This window comes from Neisseria sp. P0019.S003, assembly GCF_051957115.1.
Lineage (GTDB): Bacteria > Pseudomonadota > Gammaproteobacteria > Burkholderiales > Neisseriaceae > Neisseria > Neisseria flavescens_D.
On sequence record NZ_JBQCWT010000003.1, the window covers coordinates 350621 to 364400 of the forward strand.

The window sequence follows — 13780 nt, forward strand, 5'->3', positions numbered from 1 at the left end:
AGTGAAGCAGTCTTCAAGCTAAATCCGCAAGGTAAAGGCATTACTTGGTAAGAGCTGAAAGAGTCTTTCGATTCGGATAAGACAGAAGAAGATTAAAGCCTCGGGCCGTCTGAAAGGATATTTTCTGTTTTCAGACGGCATGTTTGATAAGGAAAACCATGTTTGCAAATTTTGATTTAGGCGTATTTCTGCTGGCAGTATTGCCCGTGTTGTTGGCCATTACCGTGCGCGAAGTGGCACGCGGTTATACGGCGCGGTATTGGGGCGACCATACCGGCGAGCAGTTTGGGCGTTTGACCCTCAATCCATTGCCGCATATAGACCCTGTCGGTACGATTGTCGTGCCGCTGGTGTGTCTGATGATAGGCAGTTTTCTGTTCGGCTGGGCGCGTCCTATGCCCATCGATTCGCGCAATTTCCGCGATCCGCGCCGCGCGTGGCGTTGGGTGTCGATTTCAGGTCCGATTGCCAATCTGATTTTGGCGTTCTTTTGGGGCTTTGTCGTCGTACTTGCTGCGTATGTGCCTGAGTCTTATCAAGCGCCGTTGGCGCAGATGGCTAGTTACGGGGTGATGGTGAACTCGATTTGGGTCGCATTCAGCCTGATTCCAATTTTGCCTTGGGACGGCGGTATTTTTATCGATACCTTCCTCAATGCCAAGCAGTCCATGCAGTTCCGTAAAATCGAGCCATACGGTACATGGATTATCCTGATCCTGTTGTTTACCGGCCTGCTGGCCAAACTGATTTGGCCGATTATCGCCATGATTCAGGCCGCAGTGCAGATGGTTGTTATGTTGTTTATTTAAATATTGTAGCTGAAAAGGCCGTCTGAAACTCAGTTTCAGACGGCCTTTTTCATTGTGCAACATGTAAATACGATTGGAAAAGTTGCTTAAAAATTGTACAATTTCAGCCCTTTCAATTTGGCGCACACATCATGCACATCGGCGGCTATTTCATTGACAACCCCATCGCACTCGCCCCCATGGCAGGTATTACGGACAAACCGTTCCGCCGGATTTGCCGCGAGTTTGGCGCAGGATGGGCGGTATGCGAAATGCTGACCAGCGATCCGAGCTTGCGCCATACCAAAAAAACCTTGCGCCGCAGCGATTTTGAAGGCGAGGGCGGAGTGGTGGCCGTGCAGATTGCCGGCAGCGATCCACAGCAGATGGCGGAAGCCGCGCGGTATAACGTCGGCTTGGGCGCTCAGGTGATTGATATAAACATGGGCTGTCCGGCCAAAAAAGTCTGTAATGTGCAGGCGGGCAGCGCATTGATGCAAAACGAGCCTTTGGTTGCCGAAATCTTGGAAGCCGTTGTCAACGCGGTAGACGTACCCGTTACCCTCAAAACCCGTTTGGGTTGGCATGACGAACATCAAAACTTGCCTACCATCGCCAAAATCGCCGAAGAATCAGGCATCGCAGCCCTTGCTATTCATGGCCGCACCCGCACGCAGATGTACAAAGGCGAAGCGCGTTACGAACTGATTGCCGAAACCAAAGGCCGTCTGAACATCCCCGTTTGGGTCAACGGCGATATTACTTCGCCGCAAAAAGCCGCCGCCATCCTCAAGCAAACCGCCGCCGACGGCATCATGATAGGGCGCGGCGCACAAGGCAGGCCGTGGCTTTTCCGTGATTTAAAACATTACGCCGAACACGGCGTTTTGCCACCGGCCTTAAGTTTGGCAGAATGCAACGCCACCATTTTGAACCACATTCGCGCCATGCATGAATTTTATGGAGAAATTGCCGGAGTACGCATCGCCCGAAAACACATCGGCTGGTACATCGACGAAATGCCCGACGGCGAACAAACACGCCGGGAAATCAACCGCTTGGACAGCACCGCAGCACAATACGATACCCTTGCCGCCTATCTTGAGACGCTTTCAGAGAAAACCGACCGTTGGGTATGCCACTATCGGGAAGGCTAAAGAGTTTCAGACGGCCTTTTTCTTTTTGGGAAGTAAATATGAAATTGACCTCACGGTTCAAACGCTTCGGCATAGCTATACTGGTGCTGACAGGATTTGGTATTTATGCTTATGACTACAATCTGATAGCCTGTAAATTAATGGATCGCTATTGGAATGAAGACAAGAGCAGGTGCATGAATCCTGATTGTCGTCAACATGATGCTTGTATGCTGATTGCAGGTAAGGATAAAGCAACATGCGAAACCATCCGCCCAGGTGACAGTTTGGATAAAGCTTGGTATGTACTGGGCAAACCTTGGTATGAGGAGAATGGGCGTTTCTTTTGGGGTAATAAATATGGAGATCATGTAGCAGAAATCGAACCTGACGGAGAAAAGGTTGGCAAGATTACTTGCTTTGAGGAGTAGGTTGCATGAGGAGATGGTTTCAGGAAACCCTATGTTTCAGTTGATTAAACGTATATTTTCTAAAAAGCATCAAGCTGATTCCATGTTTCCGCGCAATCGTTTCGAACATGTGGATTGGGAACAGGAATTGGCCGATGCTACTCGTCGGCTGGTCAATGATGATGGACATTATGACGAACACAGCAAGACTGTTGAGTTGGCATTAAGTGAGAGTGCACATAATATCCTGCTGTATTTTGCTTCAGGAGATGAGGCTCAATATGTGGAAATCCTGCAGAATTTGAACGCATGGGATAATCAGGTTCAAGCATCTTTGGAAAAAGAGGCTCAATCGCCTATTCCTAGAGCTTATCAAGAAATAGGATATAACCGCCAATCTTGGGAAAAAGCACGGAAATTTCATGTTTGGATAGTCAATTGTGAAGAAAAACCGTATTCCATCCATTACGTTGCCGATCATGTCAATAATGAATTTGTTATTTATCTGGCTCAAGAAAATGGCGTGTGGCAGGCGTTTTGGGACAGTAAATTACAGAAATCTATTTCAAAATAAGATATTGATAGCTAATCAAAATAAATATAAATCGGATAGGGCGAATTCAAACAAATCAAATAAACGTCGTCTGAATGTTCAGACGGCCTCATCATTTAAAAACAAATCTAAAGAAAGACATGACGATGAATCAAACGACGACTGACATTGCGCAATGTATTGAACAAAACTTACGACAATACTTCAAAGACTTGGATGGTACAGAGCCTTGCGGCGTGTACGATATGGTGTTGCGCCAAGTCGAGAAACCGATGCTGATTTGCGTGATGGAGCAATGCGGCGGCAACCAGTCTAAAGCGGCCGTTATTTTGGGTTTGAACCGCAATACCCTGCGTAAAAAATTACAACAGCACGGTATGCTGTAATACGGCAGGGCACCCCGTCCTGACGGTCGAAGGAGAAATAACAATGCAAAATCCGAATAAATTAAATATCCATTTCATCTTGCACGAGGCATTTGAAGTGCCGGGAGCATATTTGAAATGGGCGCAATGGCGCGGACATAACATCAGTTCAACCAAAGTGTACGAATGTGAAACCCTGCCTGACAATGTGGACGATATAGATTTTTTGATTGTGATGGGCGGGCCGCAATCGCCTGATGAAGACAGGCAGGCATTCCCGTATTACGACCCCCAATCCGAGCTGCGCCTGATGCGTCAGGCGATGGCGGCGGATAAATATATTGTCGGCGTGTGTTTGGGTGCGCAGCTTTTATCCGTTGCCTACGGCGCGCGCCACACGCGCAGCCCTGAGCGTGAAATCGGCATTTATCCGATTGAGCTGACGGCGGAAGGTTTGGCGGATGCCCATGTTTCCCTGTTGGGCAAAACCCTGAATACCGGCCATTGGCACGGCGATATGCCCGGTTTGACGGATGAGGCGGTTGTGTTGGCAACCAGCAAAGGCTGTCCGCGCCAGATTATCCGTTTTGCGCCCAAACATTATGCCTTCCAGGCTCATTTGGAGTTTGACCGTGAAGCCGTCGGGCTGCTGATTGCGGCGGACGGACGCGAAAATGTGGCCGAACAAAGCCAAGCCCAAACTTATGTCCAGCATCCGGATAAAATCGAAGCGGCGGATTTCAGTGAAATGAATGCCAAACTCTTCGACTTTTTGGATTCGCTGACGCAGACAAAATAAAAAAGGCTAACCCTCCAGGCCGTCTGAATAATAAATATAGAGAAGAAACGATTAACCCTTTTTAAAAGGTCGGACCATGTTCTATCAAATACTTGCCCTGCTGATTTGGGGCAGCTCTTTTATCGCTGCCAAGTATTCTTACGAGATGCTCGACCCTGCGCTGATGGTTGAGGCACGGTTGTTGATTGCCGCATTGATGGTGCTGCCGTCGTGCCGCTGTCATTTGGGAAGGATTCCGCGGAGCGAGTGGAAGCCGTTGTTGTGGATTTCCTTTGTCAACTACGTTGTCGTTTTGATGCTCCAGTTTATCGGTTTGAAATACACGTCTGCCGCCAGCGCGGTTACCATGGTCGGGCTGGAACCCTTGCTGGTGGTTTTTGTCGGTCATTTCTTTTTCAACGACAAAGCGAAAATTTACCACTGGATTTGCGGTGCGGCGGCGTTTGCCGGCGTGGGCATGATGGTAATGGGCGGCGCGGAAGAGGGCGGTACAATTGACTGGTTCGGCTGTCTGTTGATTTTGCTTGCGGGATTGGGTTTTGCAGGCGTGATACGTCCGAGCCAGCAGATGGTTGCCAGTATCGGTGCGCCCGCATTTACCGTGGCTTCCATGGCGGTGGCGGCGGTGTTGTGTCTGCCGTTTTCGCTGGTGTTGGCAGACAGTTATCAAATCAACTGGTCATGGGGCGGTACGCTGTCGATTTTGTATATGGGGATCGGTTGCAGCTGGCTTGCCTATCTGTTGTGGAACAAAGGTATGAACAAAGTCCCTGCCAACGTCTCCGGCCTGCTGATTTCGCTTGAGCCTGTCATTGGCGTTATCATGGCGGTGCTAATTTTGGGCGAACATTTAAGTGCTATGTCTGCGATGGGTATTACCGTCGTTATTGCGTCCACTTTTGTCGCCGGTATGTTGGCGCGTGTCAGCAACAAACACAAAAAGGCCGTCTGAGAACGGTTTCAGACGGCCTGAAGTAAGCAGTACTTTTTTCAATAAAACATTTTGGGAAAATTTCTATGAAACGCATTATCTCCCTGCTTTTGCTTGCCTGTCCTGTCTTGGCGTCGGCTGCACCCGATAACGACAAAGCCGCCGTACAGGCCGTCATTGCCAAGTATTACAACCGACCGCTTGCCGCGCACAAATGCCAGCTCGCCAAGCCGCCTAAAGACAGTGAGACAGCATCTGACAATATTATGTATTGCATGAAACCCGTTGCCGATCATACCGTAACGCGCAACGGCAAAGTCACGCGCTATGTGTTGTACACAGGTTTTGCCTACGATATGCAACAAAAAGTAAAACAGGACGCGCATGCTTCTTCGGGTCTGGCGGAATTGTTTGTTTTGGAAAAAACAGACGGAAAGTGGGCAATCAAACAACATGGAAGCGATGAAATTGGCGCATGGGGGGATGTGCCGGAGAATAAGGATTGGCGGTTTGTCCAGATGGGTGAGCAAAACTGGGGCTACACTGTCGAATCAGGTTATACAGGTCAGGGTGAAACGACAACCGGAGAAAATTTCCTGTTTACCGATAATAGCAACCGTGTCCGTAAAAGCTTAATTATCAACGGTAACGATAACGGCGCATATTTTGGCGATTGCGATGAATTGAAAGGGCGTGAAAAACGAGACTGCAAAAACAGATATACCAGCCTGGAAGCCAAAATTGCTTTTGACAAAAGCCGTCCTGCCGTATCCGGCGTATGGGCGTTGACTGCAAAACTTAGCGGCGTATCAGGAAAGAAAAATTATAAAGATCAGAAATATATTTTCCCTTATAACGGCAAAACCCACGTTGCCCCCCAAAACTATCCCTTAGGTGGACAATAGTTTCCTTGAAAAACGCTTTTATCAAACCACTACTACCTCAAGTCAAATCCCGTGAAAGAAACGCATAAACTTTGGGTCGTCCTCATCATTACCGGCATTATCGGCGGCATGGTCGGCATTGTATTAACCGAAATCATGCACACGATTCAACATCTTGCCTACGGTTACGGTTCAGACGGCCTATACGTTTCTTTCCGCGAGGGCGTATCGCAGGCAAGTCCGGAGCGGCGTATCGGCGCGATGACCTTTTGCGGCGCGGTGGTCGGTTTGGGGTGGTGGTGGCTCAAACGCTACGGCAGACCTCAACCGAGCATTAAAGCCGTGGTTAAAAATCCGCTCGCCGGTTTTCCATTTTTTGAAACCGTCAGCCATGCCCTGTTGCAAATCATTACCGTCGGGCTTGGTTCGCCTCTTGGCCGCGAAGTTGCACCGCGCGAAATGACCGCCGCCTTTGCCTCAGTAGGCGTCAACCGTTTCGGATTGAGCGAAGACGACGCAAGGCTGGTCATTGCTTGCGCCTCAGGTGCAGGTTTGGCGGCCGTGTATAACGTGCCGCTCGCCTCCACACTTTTTATCCTCGAAGCCATGCTGGGCGTATGGACGCAGCAAGCAGTTGCCGCCGCATTGCTGACTTCAGTCATCGCCACCGCCGTCGCACGCATCGGCTTGGGCGACGTACAGCAATATCATCCGGCCAACCTTTCCATCAACACCTCATTACTTTGGTTTTCCGCCATCATCGGCCCAGTACTGGGCGCAACCGCCGTCTTTTTCCAGCGTACTGCCCAAAAGTTCCCCTTCATCAAGCGCGACAACATCAAAATCATTCCCTTGGCCGTCTGTATGTTTGCACTCATCGGCGTGATTGCCGTTTGGTTTCCCGAAATTTTGGGCAACGGCAAAGCAGGCAACCAACTGACCTTTGGCGGCATAACCGACTGGCAACACAGCCTTGAGCTGACCGCCGTCAAATGGCTGGTCGTCTTGATGGCGCTGGCGGCAGGCGCATACGGCGGCCTGATTACCCCGTCCATGATGCTCGGCAGTACCATCGCCTTTGCCGCTGCCGCCGCGTGGAACAGCGTTTTCCCAGAAATGTCGTCCGAAAGCGCTGCCGTTGTCGGCGCTGCCGTTTTTCTCGGCGTTTCCCTCAAAATGCCACTGACAGCCATAGCCTTTATTTTGGAGCTAACCTACGCCCCCGTTGCCTTACTCATGCCATTATGTACAGGCATGGCAGGCGCAGTATGGGTGGCAAAGAAAATGGGATTTAAATAGGCAAAAGCAAAAGGCCGTCTGAAACCAAGTTTCAGACGGCCTTTTACAATAAAATTGTCAACAATATCTATAAAAACCTACTGCCAAAAAGGCGAAAATAGCGGATAATACCGCCCTGAAAATTCATCCCATACTGATTAAACCTTCAACAAAGGAAATCCCATGTCTTCCATCAAACGCGCCCTGATTAGCCTATCCGACAAGACAGGCGCAGTCGAATTTGCCCAAACCCTGACCAAGCTCGGTGTTGAAATCCTCTCTACCGGCGGTACAGCAAAGCTCTTGGCTGATGCAGGCGTTCCCGTTATCGAAGTTGCCGACTATACCGGTTTTCCCGAAATGCTCGACGGCCGCGTGAAAACCCTGCATCCGAAAATCCACGGCGGCATCCTCGGCCGTCGCGATTTGGACGAACACGTCGCCAAGATGGAAGAACACGGCATCGGCAACATCGACCTCGTGTGCGTCAATCTCTACCCCTTCGCCGCCACCATTGCCAAACCAAATTGCACACTGGAAGACGCGATTGAAAACATCGACATCGGCGGCCCGACCATGGTGCGCTCTGCCGCGAAAAACTGGAAACACGTTGCCATCGTTACCGACACAGCCGATTTCCCGGCCATTGCCGCCGAACTCGAAGCCAACAACGGCGCATTGAGCGACAAAACCCGTTTCAACCTCTCACGCAAAGCATTCAGCCATACCGCCCAATACGACGGCATGATTTCCAACTACCTGACCTCGCTTTCAGACGACGTCTTGAGCGGCCAGCCCCAAATCGGCGAATTTCCAAGCCAGTTCAACCAAAGCTGGATTAAAGTGCAAGACATGCGCTACGGCGAAAATCCGCACCAACGCGCCGCGTTCTACCGCGATATTTACCCCGCCGCAGGCAGCCTTTCCGCCTACAAACAGCTGCAAGGCAAAGAATTGTCGTACAACAACATCGCCGATGCCGATGCCGCTTGGGAAGCCGTCAAATCCTTTGACGCGCCGGCCTGCGTGATCGTGAAACACGCCAATCCATGCGGCGTAGCCATCGCCTCCAATACCCTGGACGCCTACAAACTCGCCTACGCCACCGACACCACCAGCGCATTCGGCGGCATCATTGCCTTCAACCGTGAAGTAGACGGAGAAACCGTCAAACAAATTACCGACAACCAATTTATGGAAGTCCTCATGGCGCCGAAGTTCACCGCCGAAGCCCTCGAAATCGCTGCCGCCAAGAAAAACGTGCGCGTATTGGAAGTGCCGCTTGAAGCAGGTGCCAACCGCTTTGAACTCAAACGCGTCGGCGGCGGACTGTTGGTACAAACCCCCGACATCCACCGTATTAGCCGTGCCGATTTGAAAGTCGTCTCCAAACGCCAACCGACCGAGCAAGAATGGAACGACCTGATGTTTGTTTGGAACGTCGCAAAATACGTCAAATCCAACGCCATCGTCTTCGGCAAAGGCGGTCAAACCTACGGCATCGGCGCAGGCCAAATGAGCCGCGTGGACAGCACCAGCATCGCCGCCCGCAAAGCGCAAGATGCCAATCTCGACCTCAACGGCGCATGTGCCGCTTCCGATGCCTTCTTCCCATTCCGTGACGGCGTAGATGTCATTGCCGAGCAGGGCATTAAAGCCATCATCCATCCGGCAGGCTCCATGCGCGACCAAGAAGTCTTTGACGCAGCGGACGAACACGGCATCGCCATGGTTGTAACCGGCATCCGCCATTTCCGCCACTGATAAGCTGATATAAAATAAAGGCCGTCTGAAACCAAAGTTTCAATATCATGAAACCCGTTTTCAGACGGCCTTCTTCAATCATCAAACAATTTAGCGGCCTAACTACAAATCAGGACAAAGCAACCAAGCTCCAGCCAGCCCGATTAATACGGCAACACAACACCCAAGTCTCAAACCAATCCACTCGGAGCAAGAAACATGAAACACATCTTCCTCATCCTCACCCTCGCCGCACTCACCGCCTGCGCCTCCGGTCATACCGGTGGCTACGGCTATGCCGGCAACAACGGCGCTTCCGCAGGCGTGACCCAAACGTTCCGTTGGTAAGGCCGTCTGAAAACAACACAGTTTTCTACAATAGAGAACAAACAAATCCTAAACGTAAAGGCAAGTTTTACACTTGCCTTTTTTAATGTTATCTATCGGCTTAATAGCGCATAAATTCGTGTCATTTGCGCACTATTTATATGTTAGGAAAGGTCAAGGCCGTCTGAAAACAGGCTATGCAAAGCCATTACACGTTTCAAACCAATTTTCAATACAAATTTCATTAATTACCTAAATAAATCCAATATTCAAATCTATTACAATAGCAACTATCTAAATTATATATTATTTAATAATCATTATTGTTTAAGAATAAAAACGTAAAATCAAATAGCTAGAAAAAGCGTTTAAATAAAGCAACAAGTAAATTTAACGGAGATAACCGTTGAGAGCGAAAAAATAACACTTTATCGGAAGAGTTGATTTGCGAAACCAAACGCATATAAAATTTGGACAAGGATTCCGAATGCATTGAAGGAAGTTGACAAAAAGTGACTTGTTAAGAAACAAGCTGACAAAAAACGGCACATCGTTTCCCAAACTTCACAAGCTTCCCAAAATGTATCAGCATAAAATCCCATAAAACAGGCTTTTAGCTGCTATTCGGCCGAGTGGAGACTTTTGGCACGGGAATTGCATACACGAGATTACGGCATGAAACCGCATAAAGGGGAAACTCTGAAATGCGGCAAATGTGTGGACAGGCAGTTTATAGCCGAGCAACACGTCCCAAAAGAAATCAAACCCCTTACAGGAAAATCGATATGAATAAAGTCTTTAAAGTCATTTGGAACCACGCGACCCAGACATGGACCGCGGTTTCCGAAATCAGCCATGCACACGGCAAAAAATCCGCTTCTGACAAGCGTAAAGCCGTAGCTGCTGCAGTTGCAGCGGCAGGTGCTTTGATGGCTTCTAGTGCTGCTCAAGCAGGTGTGGAAACATCTGCTAGTACGATTACCATTAAATCAGATAGTCCCGGGAATATCAGTGGTAGCAATCAAGGTATGGGCAATATCAATATCGGTACTGGCGCAAACACTTACAGAACCAACGATAGTAATATAGTCTCTCATGACGCAATTGCTGTTGGTACTAATGCAACTGGTACTGGTGATGCATCAGTAGCTATTGGTTTGGAAGCTAAAGCTACAAATCAAAACGGTATTGCCATTGGTCATAATGCAACGAATATATCTCAAGACTCCGTTGCAATTGGTCGAGGGGCGACATCACGCACAGATATGGACGTAGCTATTGGTAAGCAAGCAAATGCTAGTGGTGGCGAGTCTCTTGCTTTTGGTTCTGGATCAAAAGCATCTGGTCAGGCTACTGTTGCCGTAGGTAAATCATCTAATGCTTCTGGTTCTTCTGCAGTTTCTGTTGGTTATGAGTCTGCTGCAGCTGGTGATAATGCTGTAGCTGTTGGTAAAAATACGACTGCAAGTGCTACCAATGCGGTTGCTGTTGGTTTGCGTGCTACTGCTACCGGTACTCGAGCTATTGCAACAGGTGCTGGTTCTACAGCAAGTGGCGAGCAATCTCTCGCAACAGGTTTTACAGCAAAAGCTTTGGGTAATAACTCTGTCGCTCATGGTAATGCCGCAGTTGCTAACCAAGCTGCTGACGTTGCTGTAGGTTTTGAAGCAAAAGCTGATGGTACCTCTACTGGTGCTGATGGTGATGGTGTTGTGGGTGCTAATAATGCCGGTTCAGCTATGGCAATCGGTACTAATGCTCAAGCAACCGGTATCGTAGCAACTGCTATCGGCCAACGTTCTCAAGCCCTGGCAAACGGCGCAGTAGCATTGGGTGGCGACGCTAAAGCTAAACAAGGTTCTGCCGTAGCAATCGGTCGCGGTTCTGTAGCCGACGGTATTTCTGCTTCTGCATTCGGTCCTGCTGCTCAAGCAACAGGTAAATACTCAGTAGCTTTGGGCGTACAAAGCCAAGCCACTTCACAACAAGCCATCGCATTGGGCCGTGGTGCTCAAGCCAATGGTGGTGAATATGCAACTGCTCTGGGTAACGGTGCTCAAGCAACAGCCAAAAACACTCTGGCTTTGGGTACAGAAGCTAAATCTACTATCGAAAACAGCGTAGCTCTGGGTAACGGCTCTACAACCAGCAACTTCGCACCTACTAACAGCGCTACTGTTCGCGGCTACACTTACGGTGGTTTCGCAGGCGCAACCAGCGGTTTGGGTAACGGCGCAGTATTGTCTGTAGGTTCTGAAGGTAAAGAACGTCAAATCCAAAACGTTGCTGCAGGTCGTATCTCTTCAACTTCTACCGATGCAATCAACGGCTCTCAATTGTACGCTGTTGCAAACCGCATCGAAAACCTGAATCCGTTTGTATTCTCAGGCCACAATGGCAGCGGTAGCTCACCAGATGTAGGTAGATACACATACGATCCTAAATCAAATGCCAATAACACCCTGAAACTGATCGCTGGTGAAGGTCTGAAAATGACTTCAAACGGCACTAACGAGTACACCCTGAGCGTAATCGGTGGTGGTTCTACTGGTGCTTCCGGCGCAACTGGTCCTAAAGGCGAAAAAGGCGATACTGGTCCTGCTGGTGCTAAAGGCGAAAAAGGCGATACTGGTCCTGCTGGTGCTAAAGGCGAAAAAGGCGATACTGGTCCTGCTGGCCCTAAAGGTGATACCGGCGAAAAAGGTGATCCTGGCGAAAACGGCACCAACTACACTATTGAAGTTGAAGATGATAACGAAAACGGTACCCATACCATCACTATTACCGATCAAAGTGATGGCTCAGTGACTACTACCATCGTTAAAGACGGTAAAAACGGTAAAGACGGTAAAGACGGCGCTACTGGCGCAGCCGGCGCTAAAGGCGACAAAGGCGACAAAGGCGATAAAGGTGACACTGGTGCAGCCGGCGCTAAAGGCGACAAAGGCGATAAAGGTGACACTGGCGCAGCCGGCGCTAAAGGCGACAAAGGTGACACTGGTGCAGCCGGCGCTAAAGGCGACAAAGGTGACACTGGCGCAGCCGGCGCTAAAGGCGACAAAGGTGACACTGGTGCAGCCGGCGCTAAAGGCGACAAAGGTGACACTGGCGCAGCCGGCGCTAAAGGCGACAAAGGCGATAAAGGTGACACTGGTGCAGCCGGCGCTAAAGGCGACAAAGGTGACACTGGTGCAGCCGGCGCTAAAGGCGACAAAGGTGACACTGGTGCAGCCGGCGCTAAAGGCGACAAAGGCGATAAAGGTGACACTGGTGCAGCCGGCGCTAAAGGCGACAAAGGCGACAAAGGTGACACTGGTACAGCCGGCGCTAAAGGCGACAAAGGCGACAAAGGCGATAAAGGTGACACTGGCGCAGCCGGCGCTAAAGGCGACAAAGGCGATAAAGGTGACACTGGTGCAGCCGGCGCTAAAGGCGACAAAGGTGATACTGGTGCAGCCGGCGCTAAAGGCGATAAAGGTGATACTGGTGCAGCCGGCGCTAAAGGCGACAAAGGCGACAAAGGCGACAAAGGTGACACTGGTGCAGCCGGCGCTAAAGGCGACAAAGGTGACACTGGTGCAGCCGGTGCTAAAGGCGACAAAGGCGATAAAGGTGATACTGGTGCAGCCGGCGCTAAAGGCGATAAAGGTGATACTGGTGCAGCCGGCGCTAAAGGCGACAAAGGCGACAAAGGCGACAAAGGTGACACTGGTGCAGCCGGCGCTAAAGGCGACAAAGGTGACACTGGTGCAGCCGGTGCTAAAGGCGACAAAGGCGATAAAGGTGACACTGGCGCAGCCGGCGCTAAAGGCGACAAAGGTGATACTGGTGCAGCCGGCGCTAAAGGCGACAAAGGCGATAAAGGTGACACTGGTGCAGCCGGCGCTAAAGGCGACAAAGGTGATACTGGTGCAGCCGGCGCTAAAGGCGACAAAGGTGATACTGGTGCAGCCGGCGCTAAAGGCGACAAAGGTGACACTGGTGCAGCCGGCGCTAAAGGCGACAAAGGCGACAAAGGTGACACTGGTGCAGCCGGCGCTAAAGGCGACAAAGGCGATAAAGGTGACACTGGTGAAAAAGGTGGCAGCATCACAGGTGAAGTTGTAGATAATGGTGACGGTACCCATACAATCACTATTACTGATCTTGAGACCGGTTCAGTCACTACTACCATCGTTAAAGACGGTAAAGACGGTGTAGATGGTAAGAATGCTAAAGCCGACGTTAAAGACAACGGCGATGGTACTCACACTGTAACTATCACTGATGGCGAAGGTAATACCACTACTACTATCATTAAAGACGGTAAGAACGCTGAAGCCGAAGTTAAAGACAACGGCAACGGTACTCACACTGTAACCATCAAAGACGGTAACGGTAACACCACTACTACCATCATTAAAGATGGTGCAACTGGTGCTAAAGGTGACACTGGTGCCGACGGTAAGAACGCTGAAGCCGAAGTTAAAGACAACGGCAACGGTACTCACACTGTAACCATCAAAGACGGTAACGGTAACACCACTACTACCATCATTAAAGATGGTGCAACTGGTGCTAAAGGTG

At 50.1% G+C, this 13780-nt stretch carries 12 protein-coding genes and 1 pseudogene; all 13 read left to right on the top strand.

All coding sequences use genetic code 11. The annotated features are described in order from the left end of the window. Positions 1-158 precede the first annotated feature (158 nt). Positions 159-809: a site-2 protease family protein gene (locus ACTHTS_RS07115; RefSeq protein ID WP_440369627.1), complete on the top strand. Its 651-nt coding sequence runs from the start codon at positions 159-161 to the stop codon at positions 807-809. 131 nt (positions 810-940) lie between these two features. After that, positions 941-1945 carry a tRNA dihydrouridine synthase DusB gene (gene dusB / locus ACTHTS_RS07120; RefSeq protein WP_440369628.1) on the top strand — a complete coding sequence of 335 codons (1005 nt, stop codon included), beginning with the start codon at positions 941-943 and terminating at the stop codon, positions 1943-1945. A gap of 38 nt (positions 1946-1983) precedes the next feature. Then, a complete protein-coding gene (locus tag ACTHTS_RS07125) occupies positions 1984-2355 on the top strand; it encodes a toxin (protein ID WP_440369629.1) in 372 nt (123 codons plus the stop codon). A gap of 31 nt (positions 2356-2386) precedes the next feature. After that, positions 2387-2908 (top strand): hypothetical protein, encoded by a 522-nt coding sequence (locus ACTHTS_RS07130; protein WP_440369630.1) that lies wholly within the window; start codon positions 2387-2389, stop codon positions 2906-2908. A gap of 125 nt (positions 2909-3033) precedes the next feature. After that, entirely contained in the window at positions 3034-3273 is a 240-nt protein-coding gene (locus ACTHTS_RS07135) for a Fis family transcriptional regulator (RefSeq protein WP_070646374.1), read from the top strand. A gap of 43 nt (positions 3274-3316) precedes the next feature. Next, a complete protein-coding gene (locus ACTHTS_RS07140) occupies positions 3317-4051 on the top strand; it encodes a glutamine amidotransferase-related protein (protein ID WP_440369631.1) in 735 nt (244 codons plus the stop codon). Positions 4052-4127: 76 nt separating this feature from the next. Further along, positions 4128-5003 (top strand): DMT family transporter, encoded by an 876-nt coding sequence (locus ACTHTS_RS07145; RefSeq protein ID WP_440369632.1) that lies wholly within the window; start codon positions 4128-4130, stop codon positions 5001-5003. Between the two features lie 65 nt (positions 5004-5068). Continuing rightward, positions 5069-5887, top strand: a complete 819-nt coding sequence (locus ACTHTS_RS07150; protein WP_440369633.1) for a hypothetical protein — start codon at positions 5069-5071, stop codon at positions 5885-5887. A gap of 108 nt (positions 5888-5995) precedes the next feature. Continuing rightward, positions 5996-7165, top strand: a complete 1170-nt coding sequence (locus ACTHTS_RS07155) for a chloride channel protein (RefSeq protein WP_440369653.1) — start codon at positions 5996-5998, stop codon at positions 7163-7165. Positions 7166-7327: 162 nt separating this feature from the next. Continuing rightward, entirely contained in the window at positions 7328-8908 is a 1581-nt protein-coding gene (gene purH / locus ACTHTS_RS07160) for a bifunctional phosphoribosylaminoimidazolecarboxamide formyltransferase/IMP cyclohydrolase (RefSeq protein ID WP_440369634.1), read from the top strand. Between the two features lie 198 nt (positions 8909-9106). After that, the gene (locus ACTHTS_RS07165) at positions 9107-9235 is read left to right on the top strand and encodes a hypothetical protein (RefSeq protein ID WP_264081762.1); all 129 of its coding nucleotides are present in this window, start codon (positions 9107-9109) and stop codon (positions 9233-9235) included. A gap of 764 nt (positions 9236-9999) precedes the next feature. Then, positions 10000-10410 (top strand): annotated as a pseudogene (locus tag ACTHTS_RS07170) (ESPR domain-containing protein); the annotation flags it as partial. A 69-nt stretch (positions 10411-10479) separates the two neighbouring features. Then, a partial coding sequence (locus tag ACTHTS_RS07175; protein ID WP_440369654.1) for a collagen-flanked surface repeat-containing protein occupies positions 10480-13780 on the top strand: 3301 nt, incomplete at its 3' end.

Coding starts and splice junctions, on each gene's coding strand:
- ACTHTS_RS07115 (WP_440369627.1), top strand. CDS start 159: ATGTTTGCAAATTTTGATTTAGGCGTATTTCTGCTGGCAGTATTGCCC.
- dusB (WP_440369628.1), top strand. CDS start 941: ATGCACATCGGCGGCTATTTCATTGACAACCCCATCGCACTCGCCCCC.
- ACTHTS_RS07125 (WP_440369629.1), top strand. CDS start 1,984: ATGAAATTGACCTCACGGTTCAAACGCTTCGGCATAGCTATACTGGTG.
- ACTHTS_RS07130 (WP_440369630.1), top strand. CDS start 2,387: ATGTTTCAGTTGATTAAACGTATATTTTCTAAAAAGCATCAAGCTGAT.
- ACTHTS_RS07135 (WP_070646374.1), top strand. CDS start 3,034: ATGAATCAAACGACGACTGACATTGCGCAATGTATTGAACAAAACTTA.
- ACTHTS_RS07140 (WP_440369631.1), top strand. CDS start 3,317: ATGCAAAATCCGAATAAATTAAATATCCATTTCATCTTGCACGAGGCA.
- ACTHTS_RS07145 (WP_440369632.1), top strand. CDS start 4,128: ATGTTCTATCAAATACTTGCCCTGCTGATTTGGGGCAGCTCTTTTATC.
- ACTHTS_RS07150 (WP_440369633.1), top strand. CDS start 5,069: ATGAAACGCATTATCTCCCTGCTTTTGCTTGCCTGTCCTGTCTTGGCG.
- ACTHTS_RS07155 (WP_440369653.1), top strand. CDS start 5,996: ATGGTCGGCATTGTATTAACCGAAATCATGCACACGATTCAACATCTT.
- purH (WP_440369634.1), top strand. CDS start 7,328: ATGTCTTCCATCAAACGCGCCCTGATTAGCCTATCCGACAAGACAGGC.
- ACTHTS_RS07165 (WP_264081762.1), top strand. CDS start 9,107: ATGAAACACATCTTCCTCATCCTCACCCTCGCCGCACTCACCGCCTGC.